14 protein-coding genes, 1 pseudogene and 1 riboswitch are annotated in these 14,795 nt (G+C 56.5%); of the genes and pseudogenes, 8 read left to right on the forward strand and 7 right to left on the reverse strand.

The window, feature by feature from the left end:
• Nucleotides 1-455 (reverse strand): MerR family transcriptional regulator (locus ENTHG_RS02315; protein ID WP_071825790.1); only part of this gene is annotated, 455 nt, incomplete at its 3' end.
• A gap of 218 nt (nucleotides 456-673) precedes the next feature.
• Here ENTHG_RS02315 and ENTHG_RS02320 point away from each other — a divergent pair.
• The 3 genes from ENTHG_RS02320 to ENTHG_RS02330 are packed head-to-tail and all read left to right on the forward strand — an operon-like array spanning nucleotide 674 to nucleotide 3,597.
• The gene (locus tag ENTHG_RS02320; RefSeq protein ID WP_044178887.1) at nucleotides 674-2,362 is read left to right on the forward strand and encodes a sensor histidine kinase; all 1,689 of its coding nucleotides are present in this window, start codon (nucleotides 674-676) and stop codon (nucleotides 2,360-2,362) included.
• On the forward strand, nucleotides 2,356-3,075 hold the full coding sequence (gene btsR, locus ENTHG_RS02325; RefSeq protein ID WP_044173065.1) for a two-component system response regulator BtsR: 720 nt from the start codon (nucleotides 2,356-2,358) through the stop codon (nucleotides 3,073-3,075). Before ENTHG_RS02320 ends, btsR begins: the two co-directional genes overlap by 7 nt.
• Nucleotides 3,076-3,123: 48 nt before the next feature.
• Entirely contained in the window at nucleotides 3,124-3,597 is a 474-nt protein-coding gene (locus ENTHG_RS02330; protein ID WP_044173067.1) for a YehS family protein, read from the forward strand.
• A 35-nt stretch (nucleotides 3,598-3,632) separates the two neighbouring features.
• On the opposite strand, the gene ENTHG_RS02335 is transcribed toward ENTHG_RS02330, so the two are convergent.
• Both ENTHG_RS02335 and metG read right to left on the reverse strand, forming a co-directional pair.
• Entirely contained in the window at nucleotides 3,633-4,091 is a 459-nt protein-coding gene (locus tag ENTHG_RS02335; protein WP_044173069.1) for a YehR family lipoprotein, read from the reverse strand.
• Nucleotides 4,092-4,211: 120 nt separating this feature from the next.
• Nucleotides 4,212-6,243, reverse strand: a pseudogene (gene metG / locus ENTHG_RS02340) (methionine--tRNA ligase).
• Between the two features lie 174 nt (nucleotides 6,244-6,417).
• Here metG and apbC point away from each other — a divergent pair.
• The gene (gene apbC, locus ENTHG_RS02345; RefSeq protein ID WP_044173071.1) at nucleotides 6,418-7,527 is read left to right on the forward strand and encodes an iron-sulfur cluster carrier protein ApbC; all 1,110 of its coding nucleotides are present in this window, start codon (nucleotides 6,418-6,420) and stop codon (nucleotides 7,525-7,527) included.
• 17 nt (nucleotides 7,528-7,544) lie between these two features.
• Here the strand turns inward: apbC and ENTHG_RS02350 are convergent, their stop codons facing one another.
• The 3 genes from ENTHG_RS02350 to ENTHG_RS02360 all read right to left on the reverse strand — a co-directional run bounded on the left by ENTHG_RS02350 (nucleotide 7,545) and on the right by ENTHG_RS02360 (nucleotide 9,536).
• Nucleotides 7,545-7,970, reverse strand: a complete 426-nt coding sequence (locus tag ENTHG_RS02350; protein ID WP_044173073.1) for a GNAT family N-acetyltransferase — start codon at nucleotides 7,968-7,970, stop codon at nucleotides 7,545-7,547.
• Nucleotides 7,970-8,299, reverse strand: coding sequence for an RcnB family protein (locus tag ENTHG_RS02355; protein WP_044173075.1), 330 nt, complete (start codon nucleotides 8,297-8,299; stop codon nucleotides 7,970-7,972). Before ENTHG_RS02355 ends, ENTHG_RS02350 begins: the two co-directional genes overlap by 1 nt.
• 229 nt (nucleotides 8,300-8,528) lie before the next feature.
• Nucleotides 8,529-9,536, reverse strand: coding sequence for a zinc-binding alcohol dehydrogenase family protein (locus ENTHG_RS02360; RefSeq protein WP_044173077.1), 1,008 nt, complete (start codon nucleotides 9,534-9,536; stop codon nucleotides 8,529-8,531).
• A 158-nt stretch (nucleotides 9,537-9,694) separates the two neighbouring features.
• Nucleotides 9,695-9,791, forward strand: a riboswitch (TPP riboswitch).
• Nucleotides 9,792-9,824: 33 nt separating this feature from the next.
• Here ENTHG_RS02360 and thiM point away from each other — a divergent pair.
• From thiM to fbaB, 3 genes are all read left to right on the forward strand, one after another.
• Nucleotides 9,825-10,613: a hydroxyethylthiazole kinase gene (thiM, locus tag ENTHG_RS02365; protein WP_044173079.1), complete on the forward strand. Its 789-nt coding sequence runs from the start codon at nucleotides 9,825-9,827 to the stop codon at nucleotides 10,611-10,613.
• Complete coding sequence (thiD, locus tag ENTHG_RS02370; protein ID WP_044173081.1) at nucleotides 10,610-11,410, forward strand: bifunctional hydroxymethylpyrimidine kinase/phosphomethylpyrimidine kinase; 801 nt, start codon at nucleotides 10,610-10,612, stop codon at nucleotides 11,408-11,410. Before thiM ends, thiD begins: the two co-directional genes overlap by 4 nt.
• 206 nt (nucleotides 11,411-11,616) lie before the next feature.
• The gene (gene fbaB, locus ENTHG_RS02375) at nucleotides 11,617-12,669 is read left to right on the forward strand and encodes a class I fructose-bisphosphate aldolase (protein WP_044173083.1); all 1,053 of its coding nucleotides are present in this window, start codon (nucleotides 11,617-11,619) and stop codon (nucleotides 12,667-12,669) included.
• Nucleotides 12,670-12,707: 38 nt separating this feature from the next.
• Here fbaB and ENTHG_RS02380 read toward each other — a convergent pair whose 3' ends face one another.
• Nucleotides 12,708-13,436: a FadR/GntR family transcriptional regulator gene (locus ENTHG_RS02380; RefSeq protein ID WP_044173086.1), complete on the reverse strand. Its 729-nt coding sequence runs from the start codon at nucleotides 13,434-13,436 to the stop codon at nucleotides 12,708-12,710.
• Nucleotides 13,437-14,010: 574 nt separating this feature from the next.
• Between ENTHG_RS02380 and ENTHG_RS02385 the strand changes: the two genes are divergently transcribed.
• Nucleotides 14,011-14,795: TRAP transporter substrate-binding protein (locus tag ENTHG_RS02385; protein ID WP_044178890.1), on the forward strand; the 785-nt coding region annotated here is incomplete at its 3' end.

Raw genomic sequence — 14,795 nt, forward strand, 5'->3', positions numbered from 1 at the left:
CAGCAAATATGGTTAATCAACACGCCGTCAAGCACGCCCAGCAGCACCAGCAGGGCGGGCTGCTCGCATTTAAGCCGCTGGCGCAGCGGAATCAGCAGATGGGTGGCGAGGGTCTGCGCGGGGTAATCCTGGCTGCGTTCTTTAAACCACAGGCGCAACCGGTGCAGGTTGCCGCTCTGTAAATATTGCAGCACAACCTCCTGCTGCGCGCGCCAGCCGTTGCGCATATTCTCCGGCTCATTATTCAACAGGGTCTGTACCTTGCTGACCTGCACGCCGGTATCAACCCAGCGCTTGATCTCACGAATACGGTCAATGTCGGCTTCGGTGAAGAGCCGGTGGCCGCCTTCGGTACGCTGTGGTTTGAGCAAACCATAGCGCCGCTGCCAGGCCCGGAGGGTAACAGGGTTGATATCGCATAACATCGCCACTTCACCAATGGTGTAAAGCGCCATGATTTCACCTTTGCAAAAATCCCCAGTGTGATTTTAGCTGTTCTTCCCCGAAACAGGAGAAATTGTTTGTTTTTTGATCGATGCGTGCGCTGTTCATATCATCCTGCCGTCGGGTTTGTGATAATGCGCGCGAATTAACATTTTTTTGGAAACCCTCAAAGAAACGATGCGCGACTCCCTGTATGGTACGCGCTTTCAATAAGAGTGATGCGGCGGGTATGTACGAATTTCATCTGGTTTTGCTGCTGCTCCAGCAAATGTGCGTGTTTCTGGTGATCGCCTGGTTAATGAGTAAAACGCGGTTATTTATCCCGCTGATGCAGGTCACCGTCAGGCTACCGCACAAATTTCTGTGCTATGTGGTCTTCTCTATTTTCTGCATTATGGGCACCTGGTTTGGCCTGCATATCGAGGACTCCATCGCCAATACCCGCGCCATCGGCGCGGTGATGGGCGGCCTGCTTGGCGGCCCGGTGGTCGGGGGGCTGGTGGGGCTGACGGGCGGCCTGCATCGCTACTCGATGGGCGGCATGACCGCGCTAAGCTGCATGATCTCCACCATTGTCGAAGGGCTACTCGGCGGGCTGGTGCACAGCATTCTGATTAAGCGGGGCCGCACCGACAGGGTTTTTAGCCCCTTTACCGCCGGGGCAGTAACCTGTGTGGCGGAGCTGACGCAGATGGTGATCATTCTGCTTATCGCCCGCCCGTATGACAGCGCCCTGCATCTGGTGCAGAGCATCGTTGCGCCAATGATGGTCACCAACACCATCGGCGCGGCGCTGTTTATGCGTATCCTGCTGGATAAACGGGCGATGTTTGAAAAGTACACCTCCGCCTTTTCCGCCACCGCGCTGAAAGTCGCCGCCTCGACGGAGGGGATTTTGCGCCAGGGCTTTAACGAAGAGAACAGCATGAAGGTGGCGCAGGTGCTCTATAAGGAACTGGATATCGGCGCGGTGGCGATTACCGATCGGGAAAAGCTGCTGGCCTTTACCGGCACCGGAGACGACCACCATCTGCCGGGCAGACCTATCTCTTCGGTCTGGACGCAAAAGGCGATAGAGAGCGGGGAGGTGGTCTACGCCGACGGCAACGAAGTGCCGTACAGCTGTTCGCTGCATCCGCAGTGCAAGCTCGGCTCGACGCTGGTTATTCCCCTGCGCGGCGAAAATCAGCGGGTGGTGGGCACCATCAAGCTTTATGAGGCGAAAAACCGCCTGTTCAGCTCGATTAACCGCACCCTGGGGGAGGGGATCGCCCAGCTGCTGTCGGCGCAAATTCTTGCCGGGCAGTACGAGCGGCAAAAAGCGCTGCTTACCCAGTCAGAAATCAAACTGCTCCATGCGCAGGTCAACCCGCACTTTCTGTTTAACGCGTTGAATACGCTGATGGCGGTGATCCGCCGCGACAGCGACCAGGCGGGGCAACTGGTGCAGTATCTTTCCACCTTCTTTCGCAAGAACCTCAAGCGCCCGTCGGAGATTGTCACCCTTGCCGATGAAATCGAGCATGTGAACGCCTACTTGCAGATTGAGATGGCGCGTTTTCAGTCGCGCCTGCATGTGCAGTTACGGGTGCCAGAGGCGCTGTCGCATCTGCGTCTGCCCGCCTTTACGCTCCAGCCCATTGTGGAGAACGCCATCAAACACGGAACGTCACAGCTGCTGGGAACCGGCGAAATCATCATTAACGCCAGCCAGGAGCGCGGCCATCTGGTGCTGGATATAGAAGATAACGCCGGGCTGTATCAGCCTAAAGCCGAAGCCAGCGGTTTGGGGATGAGCCTGGTGGATAAACGGCTGCGCGCCCGCTTTGGCGACGGCTGCGGCATTACGGTGGCCTGCGAGCCGGATGTCTTTACCCGAATTACCCTGCGTCTGCCGCTGGAGGAACACGCATGTTAAAAGTGCTGATTGTTGACGATGAACCCCTGGCGCGGGAAAACCTGCGCATCCTGCTACAGGAACAGAGCGACATCGACATCGTGGGGGAATGCAGCAATGCGGTCGAGGCGATAGGCGCGGTGCATAAGTTGCGCCCGGACGTGCTGTTCCTGGACATCCAAATGCCGCGTATCAGCGGGCTGGAGATGGTTGGCATGCTGGACCCGGAACACCGTCCCTACATTGTCTTCCTGACGGCATTTGACGAATACGCGGTGAAAGCGTTTGAGGAGCACGCCTTTGACTACCTGCTCAAACCGATCGAGGCGCGGCGGCTGGAGAAAACCCTGGCCCGTTTGCGCCAGGAGCGCAACGTACAGGATGTCTCGGTGCTGCCGGAAAACCAGGCGGCGCTGAAATTTATCCCCTGCACTGGTCACAGTCGCATATACCTGTTGCAAATGGAGGAAGTCGCCTTCGTCAGCAGCCGGATGAGCGGCGTTTTTGTGACCAGCCAGGACGGTAAAGAGGGCTTTACCGAGCTGACGCTGCGCACGCTGGAAAGCCGCACGCCGCTGCTGCGCTGTCACCGCCAGTATCTGGTCAATATGGCCCATCTCAAAGAGATTCGCCTTGAAGATAACGGCCAGGCGGAACTGCTGCTGCGCGACGGGCATACCGTGCCGGTGAGTCGCCGCTACCTTAAGAATTTAAAAGAAGCGCTGGGGTTGTAACTTTCAGTGTTACACTGCGCCCCTGCAATCCAATATCTGAAAGAAATTATGCTCAATAACGATATCTTACGTAGCCTGCGCTATGCGCTGAAAATGAATAATGGCGATTTGAAGCGCCTGTTTGCCCTGGCGGATGCCGAAGTGAATGACGAGCAGCTTGTCGGCTGGCTGCACAAAGAGGATGAAGAGGGTTTTCAGCGCTGCCCGGATATCATGATGTCGGTCTTTCTGAACGGCCTGATCTATGAGCGGCGGGGGAAAGACACGTCCCAGCCCGCGCTGGTGAATGAGCGTAAGCTGACGAACAATATCGTCCTGAAAAAATTGCGTATCGCCTTTGCATTAAAGACGGATGATATTCTGCAAATTCTTACGGAACAGAAATTCCGCGTATCCATGCCGGAAATTACCGCAATGATGCGGGCGACCGATCATAAAAACTATCGTGAATGCGGCGATCAATTTATGCGTTATTTTCTGCGGGGGCTGGCGGTACGCGAGCACGCGAAGAGCGCAAAATAAAAAATGCCAGCGCGTGATAGCGCGCTGGCGGCAGGTTATTTCACTTCTTTAAAGCCGTTGGCTTCAAGCAGCGCCTGGGATTTAGACATGCTGACGCCTTCTTTCACATCACCGGTGAAAGCGCCGCCCTGAATTTGTTGCAGTGCGTTACGGTCAACTTTAGTGTAATCAACCGTTAAGGTCTCTGTGGCGTAGGTATCCTGATAATCGATATCTTCGTCAACGCCCTTAATGGATTTATATTTTTCGCTGATTGGCCCTAAACGTTGCATGGCCTGCTCTTTATTCGCCACGCCCAGACCAGAGTAGTAAATCTTATTTTTCGCTGTCTGACGGAGTACTACATCGTCTTTGTAGTAATAAGTCAGTTCCATGTCGGTTTTACCGTTAGACCAGTTAAAGGTCTTACTCTCTTCCTTATCGCCACAGCCGCTCAGGCCAACGACAACAACCGTGGTCAACGCGACCGCCATGATTTTTTTTACGATATTCATAAAGCCCCTTTTTATTGGAATGTCCTGTCCATTGAATAATAGTGCAAGTAAAAAAAAACGCTGCCTGGGCAGCGTTTTTCAGATTGTTGGAACGTTCCCGTATCCGGCCTGGTCTGGTGGTTATTTCACCTGCTGACCCGGTTTCGCGCCTTCATCAGGGCTTAACAGGAAGATATCTTTCCCGCCAGGACCTGCGGCCATGACCATCCCTTCTGAGACGCCAAAAACGCATTTTGCGCGGCGCCAGGTTGGCGACCATCACCGTCAGGCGGCCAATCAGCACCTGCGGATCAGGGTAGGCTGAACGAATGCCGGAGAAGACGTTACGCTTCTCGCCGCCCAGATCCAGGGTCAGACGCAGCAGCTTGTCAGAGCCTTCCACGAACTCGGCGTTTTCAATCAGCGCCACGCGCAGATCGACTTTGGCGAAGTCATCAAAGGTGATGGTTTCCTGGATCGGGTCGTCCGCCAGCGGGCCGGTGACCGGCACGCTCATGGCTTTCACCTCTTCCTTAGAGGCTTCAACCAGCGCTTCCACCTGTTTCATGTCGATACGGTTATAGAGCGCCTTAAAGGTGTTCACCTTGTGGCCGAGCAGCGGCTGCGCAATAGCGTCCCATGTCAGCGTGGTGTTGAGGAACGCTTCCACACGCTCGCTGAGGGTCGGCAGCACCGGCTTGAGCCAGGTCATCAGTACGCGGAACAGGTTAATGCCCATAGAGCAGACGGCCTGCAGGTCGGCGTCGCGGCCCTCCTGTTTGGCAACCACCCACGGCGCCTGTTCATCCACGTAGCGGTTCGCCACGTCGGCCAGCGCCATGATTTCGCGGATCGCTTTACCGAATTCGCGGTTCTCCCAGGCTTCCGCAACGGTGGCGGAGGCATCGGTAAAGGTTTTATACAGCGCCGGGTCGGCAAGCTCCGCCGCCAGCACGCCATCAAAGCGTTTGTTGATAAAACCGGCGTTGCGCGACGCCAGGTTAACCACTTTGTTGACGATGTCGGCATTCACGCGCTGGACGAAATCTTCCAGGTTGAGGTCAATATCATCAATGCGGGAAGAGAGTTTGGCTGCGTAGTAGTAACGCAGGCTGTCGGCGTCAAAATGGTTCAGCCAGGTGCTGGCCTTGATAAAGGTGCCGCGCGATTTCGACATCTTCGCGCCGTTAACCGTGACATAGCCGTGCACAAACAGGTTGGTCGGCTTGCGGAAGCCGCTACCTTCCAGCATCGCAGGCCAGAACAGGCTGTGGAAATAGACGATATCTTTGCCGATAAAGTGATACAGCTCGGCGTCGGACTCTTTCTTCCACCAGTCGTCAAAATTGAGGTCGCCGCGCTTGTCGCACAGGTTTTTAAACGAGCCCATGTAGCCTATCGGCGCGTCCAGCCAGACGTAGAAGTATTTACCCGGCGCGCCCGGAATTTCAAAGCCGAAGTAGGGGGCGTCGCGGGAGATATCCCACTGCTGGAGGCCGGATTCGAACCACTCCTGCATTTTGTTCGCCACCTGCTCCTGCAGCGCGCCGCTGCGGGTCCACGCCTGCAGCATTTCGCTGAATGACGGCAGATCAAAGAAGAAGTGCTCGGAATCGCGCATCACCGGCGTCGCGCCGGAGACCACGGACTTCGGCTCGATAAGCTCCGTCGGGCTGTAGGTTGCGCCGCACACTTCGCAGTTATCGCCGTACTGATCCGGGGACTTACATTTCGGGCAGGTGCCTTTCACAAAACGGTCCGGCAGGAACATGCCCTTTTCCGGATCGTAGAGCTGAGAGATAGTACGGTTCTTAATAAAACCGTTCTCTTTCAGACGGGTATAAATAAGTTCCGACAGCTCGCGGTTCTCCTCGCTGTGCGTGGAGTGGTAGTTGTCGTAGCTGATATTGAAACCGGCGAAATCCGTCTGGTGCTCCTGACTCATCTCGCCAATCATCTGCTCCGGCGTAATGCCAAGCTGCTGCGCTTTCAGCATGATCGGCGTGCCATGGGCGTCATCGGCGCAGATGAAGTTGACGTTGTGGCCGCGCATTCGCTGGTAACGGACCCAGACATCAGCCTGGATGTGCTCCAGCATATGGCCGAGGTGGATTGAGCCGTTGGCGTACGGCAGCGCGCACGTTACCAGAATTTTCTTCGCGACTTGAGTCATAGTGGGCATTACTTCTTCATTAGTAAAAAGGGGGTTTTGATGTTACCTGAAAGGGAATTGTTGCGCCATAAAAGCACGCCCCGGATTGGGCACTATTGAGAAATGAATAATTGTCGCCAGTGGAGTAAACTTGATTTTTAACAATGTCTTTTCAAAACATAACAAGGAGTCGGGATGAACTCTCAATCCCAGGCCAAATCCCCGGAGGCGTTGCGCGCGCTGGTCGCGGGCACGCTGGCCAATTTCCAGCACCCAACCCTCAGGCACAACCTCACCGCGCTGAAAGCGATCCATCACGTCGCCTGGCTCGATGACACCGTGCACATTGAACTGATTATGCCGTTTGTCTGGCGTAGCGCGTTTGAAGCGCTGAAAGAGCAGTGCAGCGCGGAGTTGCTGCGGGTAACGGGCGCACGCGCTATCGACTGGAAGCTCTCCCATAACATCGCCACCCTGAAACGGGTGAAAAACCAGCCGGGCGTTAACGGGGTGAAGAATATCATCGCCGTAAGCTCAGGTAAGGGCGGGGTGGGGAAATCCTCCACGGCGGTCAACCTGGCGCTGGCGCTGGCGGCGGAAGGGGCGAAAGTGGGCATCCTTGATGCGGACATTTATGGCCCGTCAATCCCGATGATGCTTGGGGCAGAGGGCGAACGTCCGACCTCGCCAGACGGCACCCATATGGCGCCGATTATGGCTCACGGCCTCGCCACGAACTCCATCGGTTACCTTGTCACCGATGATAACGCCATGGTCTGGCGCGGGCCGATGGCCAGCAAGGCGCTGCTGCAACTATTGCAGGAGTCGCTGTGGCCGGACCTTGATTATCTGGTGCTGGATATGCCGCCGGGCACGGGGGACATTCAGCTCACCCTGGCGCAGAACATCCCGGTTACCGGCGCGGTGGTGGTGACAACGCCGCAGGATATCGCCCTGATCGATGCCAAAAAAGGCATTGTGATGTTTGAAAAAGTGGAAGTGCCGGTGCTCGGTATCGTCGAGAACATGAGCATGCATATCTGTAGCAACTGCGGCCATCACGAACCGATTTTCGGCACCGGCGGCGCGGAGAAACTGGCGGAGCAGTATCACACGCAGCTGCTGGGGCAACTGCCGCTGCACATCAGCCTGCGCGAGGATCTCGATCGCGGCGAGCCGACGGTTATCAGCCGTCCGGACAGCGAATTTACCGCCCTCTATCGCAACCTGGCGGGCCGGGTGGCGGCGCAGCTTTACTGGCAGGGGGAAATTATCCCCGGCGATATCGCGTTTCGCGCGGTATAACTGAAAACGGCTGCCCGTCAGGGCAGCCGGTAATGCAGCAGCAGATATTTCCCTTCCGGCGATTCCCCTTCCGCTTCTACATGCCAGCCGTGGCGCTGATAAAACGCCAGCGCGCGTTCATTTTGCGCCAGACATTTGAGCGAGCCGGTGCTGGTAAATTCAGCCTGCACTTTTTGCAGCAGGGCGCTGCCTGTGCCGCGGCCCTGCCAGTCCGGGTCGACAAACAGGTTATGCAGAAAGTTATCGTTGGCATACACAGAGGCAAAACCCGCACGGTGGCCGTCATCGTCAGCGACCCAGATGGTTTCATCCCGGGTCGCGGCGTCAAAATCCTCCAGTTGCCAGTCGCTGCCGTCCAGCCAGCGCCAGCTTTGCCGCCGGGCGTGGAGGTAGAGCGTGCGCAAAAAGGGGCGGTCGGTTTCGTGCCAGGGACGAATAATCATTAGCGATGGTAAAAAATATCGCCGTTATAGGCTTTTAAGATTTTGCCGTCGCTGTTGGTAATGAGCACATAGTTTCCGCCCATATAAGTCCAGTGGCTGTCCGGCTCCGGCGCGGGAAGGTTACGGGATTGCCACTGCTTGATGTTGTACTCTTCGCTGCGATACATCTCCGGCACCGTATCGCCAATGTTGAATTTGGTGAAGTCGGCGACAAAATCCTTGATTTCATAAGACTGGGTGCCCGTCACGGCAGGGGTTTGCGGTGCGGCGACAACGGCGCCGGATGCCGCAAACAGAACGCCCAGAAGCAACATCTTTGTTTTACCCATGATCTCTCCAGGTTATCAGTTTTTTTATTCACAACTTTTATCATGACCAGCGCACGGGTTCGTCGCAACCCTGAAAATGTTATGAATATAACGCATTGGTAAAAAGTGTAAGCAAAAGAGAGACGCGGCAGGCCAGACGCAGCGCTTTAAACGCTATCTGATTGAGTGTGAAACCATTTTTAAGAGGATTCCTGGCAGGCTCGCGGGCGCGAGCCGCCGGGTGTGGTGATTAAAATCCTTCCAGAACGATTTTGCCTACTGCCCGCTGAGATTCGATCAGCTGGTGGGCTTTTTGCAGGTTTTGCGCGTTAATCGCCCCGTAATGCTCGCCGAGCGTCGTTTTAATCACGCCTTTATCAATCAGGGACGCCACCCGCGTCAGCAGGCGATGCTGCTCAATGATATCCGCTGTCTCAAACATGGAGCGGGTAAACATAAACTCCCAGTGCAGGGAGATGCTTTTCACCTTCAGCGGCATGGCGTCCAGGCTATCCGGATCGTCGATCAGTGCCAGTTTGCCCTGTGGCTTAAGGGCGTTAATCAACTGCTGATAGTGCTGCTGGGTATTGTTCAGGCTGGCGACATGGCTGACCTGCTTAACGCCAATGCGGGCCAGCTCTTCGGTCAGCGGCTTGCTGTGGTCGATAACGTGATGCGCCCCCAGTTCGCTGACCCATTTCTGGCTTTCCGGGCGGGACGCGGTGCCGATAACGGTCAGGCGGGTTAGCTTGCGCGCCAGCTGGGTCAGAATGGAACCAACGCCGCCCGCCGCGCCAACAATCAGCAGCGCGTCGCCTTCGTTGCCGTTTTCCGCAACGCCCAGGCGGTCAAACAGCATCTCCCAGGCGGTAATCGCGGTAAGGGGAAGCGCGGCCGCTGCGGCGTCATCAAGGGTTGCGGGTTTATGCGCAGCGATGCGCTCATCCACCAGCTGGAATTCACTGTTGCTACCGGGGCGGGTCAGCGCGCCCGCATACCACACTTTATCGCCGGGCTTAAACAGGGTGACGTTATCACCCGTAGCGACCACCACGCCGACAGCATCCCAGCCAAGGACGCGCGGCTTATCCCCGTTAAAACCGGCGCGTACTTTGGTATCAACCGGGTTGACGGAGATGGCTTTGACCTCCACCAGCAGGTCGTGGCCTTCGGCGATCGGCGTTGGCAGCTCGATGTCGCTGAGAAATCCAATATTGCTGCCGTTCTGCGCGGCGCGGGTAATGGCGATGGCTTTCATAAATGCTCCGTTGTTGTTCTGCGTTATGTGACTGCATTTATGCTAGTCCGCAATGGCGCTGACGAAAAACAGGTAAAACAGGGCAGCACTTATCCTGCAGGAGTGAAAATGGCGCAGGCGTTGTGTTCAGCCTCGCCATCCCTTATGCTCCTGTTTGCAATATTGACTCGGGGTGCCCTTCTTTGTGAAGGCTGAGAAATACCCGTACCACCTGATCTGGATAATGCCAGCGTAGGGAAGTCAGATGCCTGCCAGGCATCCCTTCTTCAGGCCTGGCAGGAGCGAATGATGCAACCTGACCTGCTTCACCCCGCGCAGACCGCGCAAATCCTGCAACAATTCCGCCACCGCGCGCCGCTTGTTCACTGTATGACCAATGACGTGGTGCAATCCTTTACCGCCAATGTGCTGCTGGCGCTGGGCGCTTCGCCAGCCATGGTTATCGACCCGCAGGAAGCGCCGCAGTTTGCCGCCATCGCCGATGCGCTGCTTATTAACGTCGGCACCCTTACCCGTGAGCGCGCGCAGGCGATGCGGGCGGCGATTGTTAGCGCCAACGCCGCCGCCAAACCCTGGACGCTAGACCCCGTTGCGGTCGGCGCGTTAACCCTGCGCAGCGATTTTTGCCGGGAGAGCCTGAGCCTGCACCCGGCGGCGATACGCGCTAACGCCTCGGAAATCCTCGCCCTGGCGGGCATGAGCGCGGGCGGGCGCGGCGTGGACACCACCGACGCCGCCAGTACGGCGCTGCCAGCAGCACAAATACTGGCCCGGCAGTGCGGGGCAATCGTCGCCGTCACCGGGGACGTGGATTACGTCACCGACGGCGTACGTACGCTGAGGGTGAGCGGAGGCGACCCGCTGATGACCCGCGTGGTGGGCACCGGCTGTGCGCTTTCGGCCGTGGTCGCCGCCTGCTGCGCGTTGCCGGGGAACCGCCTGTATAACGTGGCGGCAGGCTGCGCTTTTATGGCGCAGGCGGGAAGCCGGGCCATGACGCGCAGCCAGGGGCCGGGGAGTTTTATTCCCGCTTTCCTCGATGCGCTGTACAACCTGGACACGGAGGCGCAGGGATGAGACGCATTAACGCACTGACAATCGCCGGCACCGACCCCAGCGGCGGGGCGGGCATTCAGGCTGATCTGAAAACTTTTTCCGCGCTGGGGGCGTATGGCTGTTCGGTGATCACCGCGCTGGTGGCGCAAAATACCCGCGGCGTGCAGTCGGTCTATCGTATCGAGCCCGATTTTGTCGCGGCGCAGCTCGACTCGGTGTTCAGCGATGTGCGTATCGACACCACCAAAATCGGCATGCTGGCGGAAACGGATATTGTCGAGGCGGTGGCGGAGCGGCTGCGTCGCTATAAGGTGGCGAACGTGGTGCTGGATACGGTAATGCTGGCGAAAAGCGGCGATCCGCTGCTCTCGCCGTCGGCGGTCGCGGCGCTGCGCGAGCATCTGCTGCCGCTGGTGTCGTTAATCACGCCGAACCTGCCGGAAGCGGCCGCGCTGCTGGACGCCCCCCACGCCCGCAACGAGCGCGAAATGCACGAGCAGGGCAGGGCGCTGCTGGCGTTGGGCTGTGAAGCGGTGCTGATCAAGGGCGGTCATCTTGAGGATGATGAAAGTCCGGACTGGCTGTTTACCCGCGACGGGGCGCAGCGCTTTACCGCGCCGCGCGTGATGACGAAAAACACCCACGGCACAGGCTGCACGCTGTCGGCGGCGCTGGCAGCTCTGCGCCCGCGCCACGCGCACTGGGCAGAGGTGGTGCAGGAGGCAAAAAGCTGGCTGTCAGCGGCGCTGGCCCAGGCTGATAGCCTGGAGGTGGGACACGGCATCGGCCCGGTGCACCATTTTCACCAGTGGTGGTAGTTCCCGGATGCGCTGCGCTTATCCGGGCTACCTGACCCGCAGCCGGGAGACGTGCAGCATCAGAACCCGAAACGTGCCAGCAGAAAATGCTGAAAAAAAGCGCAATGGCTGGCGGCGAAGGGCGGGAGGGACCAGGCTTATTTTGCCCTTTAACGGGCCAGGACTAACCACCTTCGCCATCGTGCGAAGCTTACGGGAGAAAAGCGATGACTGATATTACCCAGCTGCTGGGCAAAGACGCCGATAGCCTTCTGCAACACCGTTGCATGACCATCCCCGCCGAACAACTTTACCTGCCGGGAGAGGACTACGTTGACCGGGTGATGGTCGATAACAACCGTCCGCCTGCGGTATTGCGCAATATGCAGACGCTCTATAACACCGGGCGGCTTGCCGGAACCGGCTATCTGTCCATTTTGCCTGTAGACCAGGGGATAGAGCACTCTGCCGGGGCGTCGTTTGCCGCTAACCCGCTCTATTTTGACCCCAAAAACATCGTCGAGCTGGCGATCGAGGCCGGCTGCAACTGCGTGGCTTCCACTTATGGCGTGCTGGCCTCGGTGTCGCGCCGCTACGCCCACCGAATTCCCTTTTTGGTCAAACTGAACCATAACGAGACGCTCAGCTACCCCACCGAATACGATCAGACGCTCTATGCCAGCGTGGAGCAGGCTTTCAATATGGGCGCGGTGGCGGTTGGCGCGACCATCTACTTTGGCTCGGAGGAGTCGCGCCGACAGATTGAAGAGATCTCCGCGGCGTTTGAGCGCGCCCACGAGCTGGGGCTGGTGACCGTGCTGTGGGCCTACCTGCGCAACCCGGCGTTCAAAAAAGATGGCGTGGATTACCATGTCTCCGCCGACCTGACCGGCCAGGCAAACCATATTGCCGCCACTATCGGCGCGGATATCGTGAAGCAAAAAATGGCGGAGAATAACGGCGGCTATAAAGCGGTGAACTTCGGCTATACCGACGAGCGGGTTTACAGCAAGCTGACCAGCGATAACCCCATCGATCTGGTGCGCTACCAGTTGGCCAACTGCTATATGGGGCGGGCGGGGCTGATTAACTCCGGCGGCGCGTCGAGCGGCGACACCGACTTAAGCGACGCGGTCCGCACGGCGGTCATCAACAAACGCGCCGGCGGCATGGGGCTTATCCTTGGCCGCAAAGCCTTCAAAAAATCGATGGCGGACGGCGTGAAGCTGATCAATGCCGTTCAGGACGTCTATCTCGACGCCAAAGTAACGATAGCCTGATTCGCTTACCCTCTCCGCAACGTCGGAGAGGGTGTTTCTCACGGAATAAACGACGCGCGGCGCTCTTTCTCAAGTGAGAGGCCGCGGCGCAGCGAGTTGAAAATCATATGCGAGGTGATATAGCGCGCCAGTTCAATGTCCCGTTCGCGGATCGCATTGATCAACTGCCCGTGCATCTCAGCAGACTGCAGCCGCTCTTCCGGTGAATCCAGCGGGCAGGTTATCTGAATAGACTCTTTGATGGCCATATTTAGCATTGGCGCCAGCTGGATAAAAATCACATTGTGGGTGGCGAGAATCAGCGCCATGTGAAACGCCAGATCCGCCTCGTTATAAAGTGCGATAGCGTCGTCCTGAGTATTGTTGACCATTTTGGTAACCGCCGCCTGCATGGCCTGGATATCGTTCTGATCCGCCGCCTGGGTGGCAAGGGCCGTAACGTTAGGCTCAATCATGCGACGGAATTTTTCCAGTTCACCGAGGGTGAAGAGGGAAACCTCCGCCAGCCCCGCCAGTTCAAGCAGCCTGGCGTCCAGCACTTTCCACTGTGTTTTATCGGCGACGAAGGTCCCGGTTTTGGTGCGGGTCACGATAAGCCCCATATTACGTAACGAAAGTAAGGCGTCGCGCACCGACGTGCGGGAAATTGCGTATTGTTCGCAAAGCTCCTGCTCTTTCGGCATTTGACTGCCTACCGGGTACTCGCCGCGCAATATTTTAATACCCAGAGTCTGTAGCAATTCATCATGTAAATAGTGTTTTTTCACATCTCTTTCCTCTGGCGCTGCACCTGCCAGGGGCAAACCCTATTCCGCAGCGTTCTGTCGAGTTATTCTTAATATGAATGTTTTAATTTAATCTAATACTCATGGCTATATTTGGAGCAGGCCTGAGCGGGGGCATTGTAAACCATGCGCTTATATATGTCAGACAAAAACAGTCTTGAAACCTGTAAAAAATGGATTCGTATTACTAAATTGTCATAGTGAAATCGTGTTTCATGATTTTTAATTGCAATAATATTTTCCTTCTCGTTGTATCTCTTTGTTATTGCTGATTTTTTATTTTAATGTATTTTTAATAATTATATAAATAGCGTGTTCTATTGTTATTCTGAATGAAATTAAGTATGACAATTATCACATTAAAGTCATATAAATTAACTTACATTACGCTCAGTAAACCTGAACAGGAGGCGCTCATCTTATCTATAAATGGATATTCAATACTTCGCCCGTTTCCGGCGCGATAAATTGAAAAGAGCCGCAGGCTGTTGCTGTGCCTTTGGGGAATGATGCTTTTTCATTCCATCTTTTTCAGACAATAATGGATAGCAATAACATGAAAAAAAGGACCCTTGCTTTAGCTGTATTATTTGCCTCTGGCCTGATGGCCGCCGGTATTGCCCAGGCAAAAACCACCCTTAAACTGAGCCACAACCAGGATAAAAGCCACGCGGTGCATAAAGCGATGAGCTACTTTGCGGATAAAACCAAAGAGTATACCAACGGCTCTGTGGTGATTCGCATCTACCCGAACGCCACGCTTGGCAACGAACGTGAGTCGCTGGAACTGATGAGCTCCGGCGCGCTGCACATGGTGAAGGTCAACGCCGCATCCCTTGAATCATTTGCACCGGCTTACGGGCTTTATAACCTGCCTTTCCTGTTCCGCGATCGTGACCACTTCTACCGGGTGCTGGAGAGCGATATCGGCAAGCAAATCCTCGCCTCATCCAAAGAGAAAGGCTTTGTTGGCCTGACCTATTACGATGGCGGCGCACGTAGCTTCTACGCCAACAAGCCGGTGACTAAGCCGGAAGAGCTGGCAGGCATGAAGATTCGCGTTCAGTCCAGCCCCAGCGCCATCGCCATGATGAAAGCGCTGGGCGGCATCCCGACGCCGATGGCGCAGGGCGAACTGTATACCGCGCTGCAGCAGGGGGTGGTTGACGGCGGCGAAAACAACCTCGTGGTCTATTCCGACATGCTCCATGCCGAAGTGGCGAAGATTTACTCCCGGGATGAACACACCATGGTGCCGGACGTGCTGATTGTCAGTACCAAAGCGCTGGACAAGCTGACGCCAGAAGAGCGTGCCGCGATGCAGAAAGCCGCGGACGAATC

It is taken from the genome of Phytobacter massiliensis JC163 (assembly GCF_000321045.1).
In the GTDB taxonomy this organism is placed as follows: domain Bacteria; phylum Pseudomonadota; class Gammaproteobacteria; order Enterobacterales; family Enterobacteriaceae; genus Phytobacter_A; species Phytobacter_A massiliensis.

What these genes read in the sequence shown, in the direction of transcription:
- fbaB (WP_044173083.1), top strand. Translation starts at nt 11,617, where the DNA reads ATGACTGATATTACCCAGCTGCTGGGCAAAGACGCCGATAGCCTTCTG.
- thiD (WP_044173081.1), top strand. Translation starts at nt 10,610, where the DNA reads ATGAGACGCATTAACGCACTGACAATCGCCGGCACCGACCCCAGCGGC.
- apbC (WP_044173071.1), top strand. Translation starts at nt 6,418, where the DNA reads ATGAACTCTCAATCCCAGGCCAAATCCCCGGAGGCGTTGCGCGCGCTG.
- thiM (WP_044173079.1), top strand. Translation starts at nt 9,825, where the DNA reads ATGCAACCTGACCTGCTTCACCCCGCGCAGACCGCGCAAATCCTGCAA.
- ENTHG_RS02350 (WP_044173073.1), bottom strand. Translation starts at nt 7,970, where the DNA reads ATGATTATTCGTCCCTGGCACGAAACCGACCGCCCCTTTTTGCGCACG.
- ENTHG_RS02320 (WP_044178887.1), top strand. Translation starts at nt 674, where the DNA reads ATGTACGAATTTCATCTGGTTTTGCTGCTGCTCCAGCAAATGTGCGTG.
- ENTHG_RS02330 (WP_044173067.1), top strand. Translation starts at nt 3,124, where the DNA reads ATGCTCAATAACGATATCTTACGTAGCCTGCGCTATGCGCTGAAAATG.
- ENTHG_RS02355 (WP_044173075.1), bottom strand. Translation starts at nt 8,299, where the DNA reads ATGGGTAAAACAAAGATGTTGCTTCTGGGCGTTCTGTTTGCGGCATCC.
- btsR (WP_044173065.1), top strand. Translation starts at nt 2,356, where the DNA reads ATGTTAAAAGTGCTGATTGTTGACGATGAACCCCTGGCGCGGGAAAAC.
- ENTHG_RS02360 (WP_044173077.1), bottom strand. Translation starts at nt 9,536, where the DNA reads ATGAAAGCCATCGCCATTACCCGCGCCGCGCAGAACGGCAGCAATATT.
- ENTHG_RS02335 (WP_044173069.1), bottom strand. Translation starts at nt 4,091, where the DNA reads ATGAATATCGTAAAAAAAATCATGGCGGTCGCGTTGACCACGGTTGTT.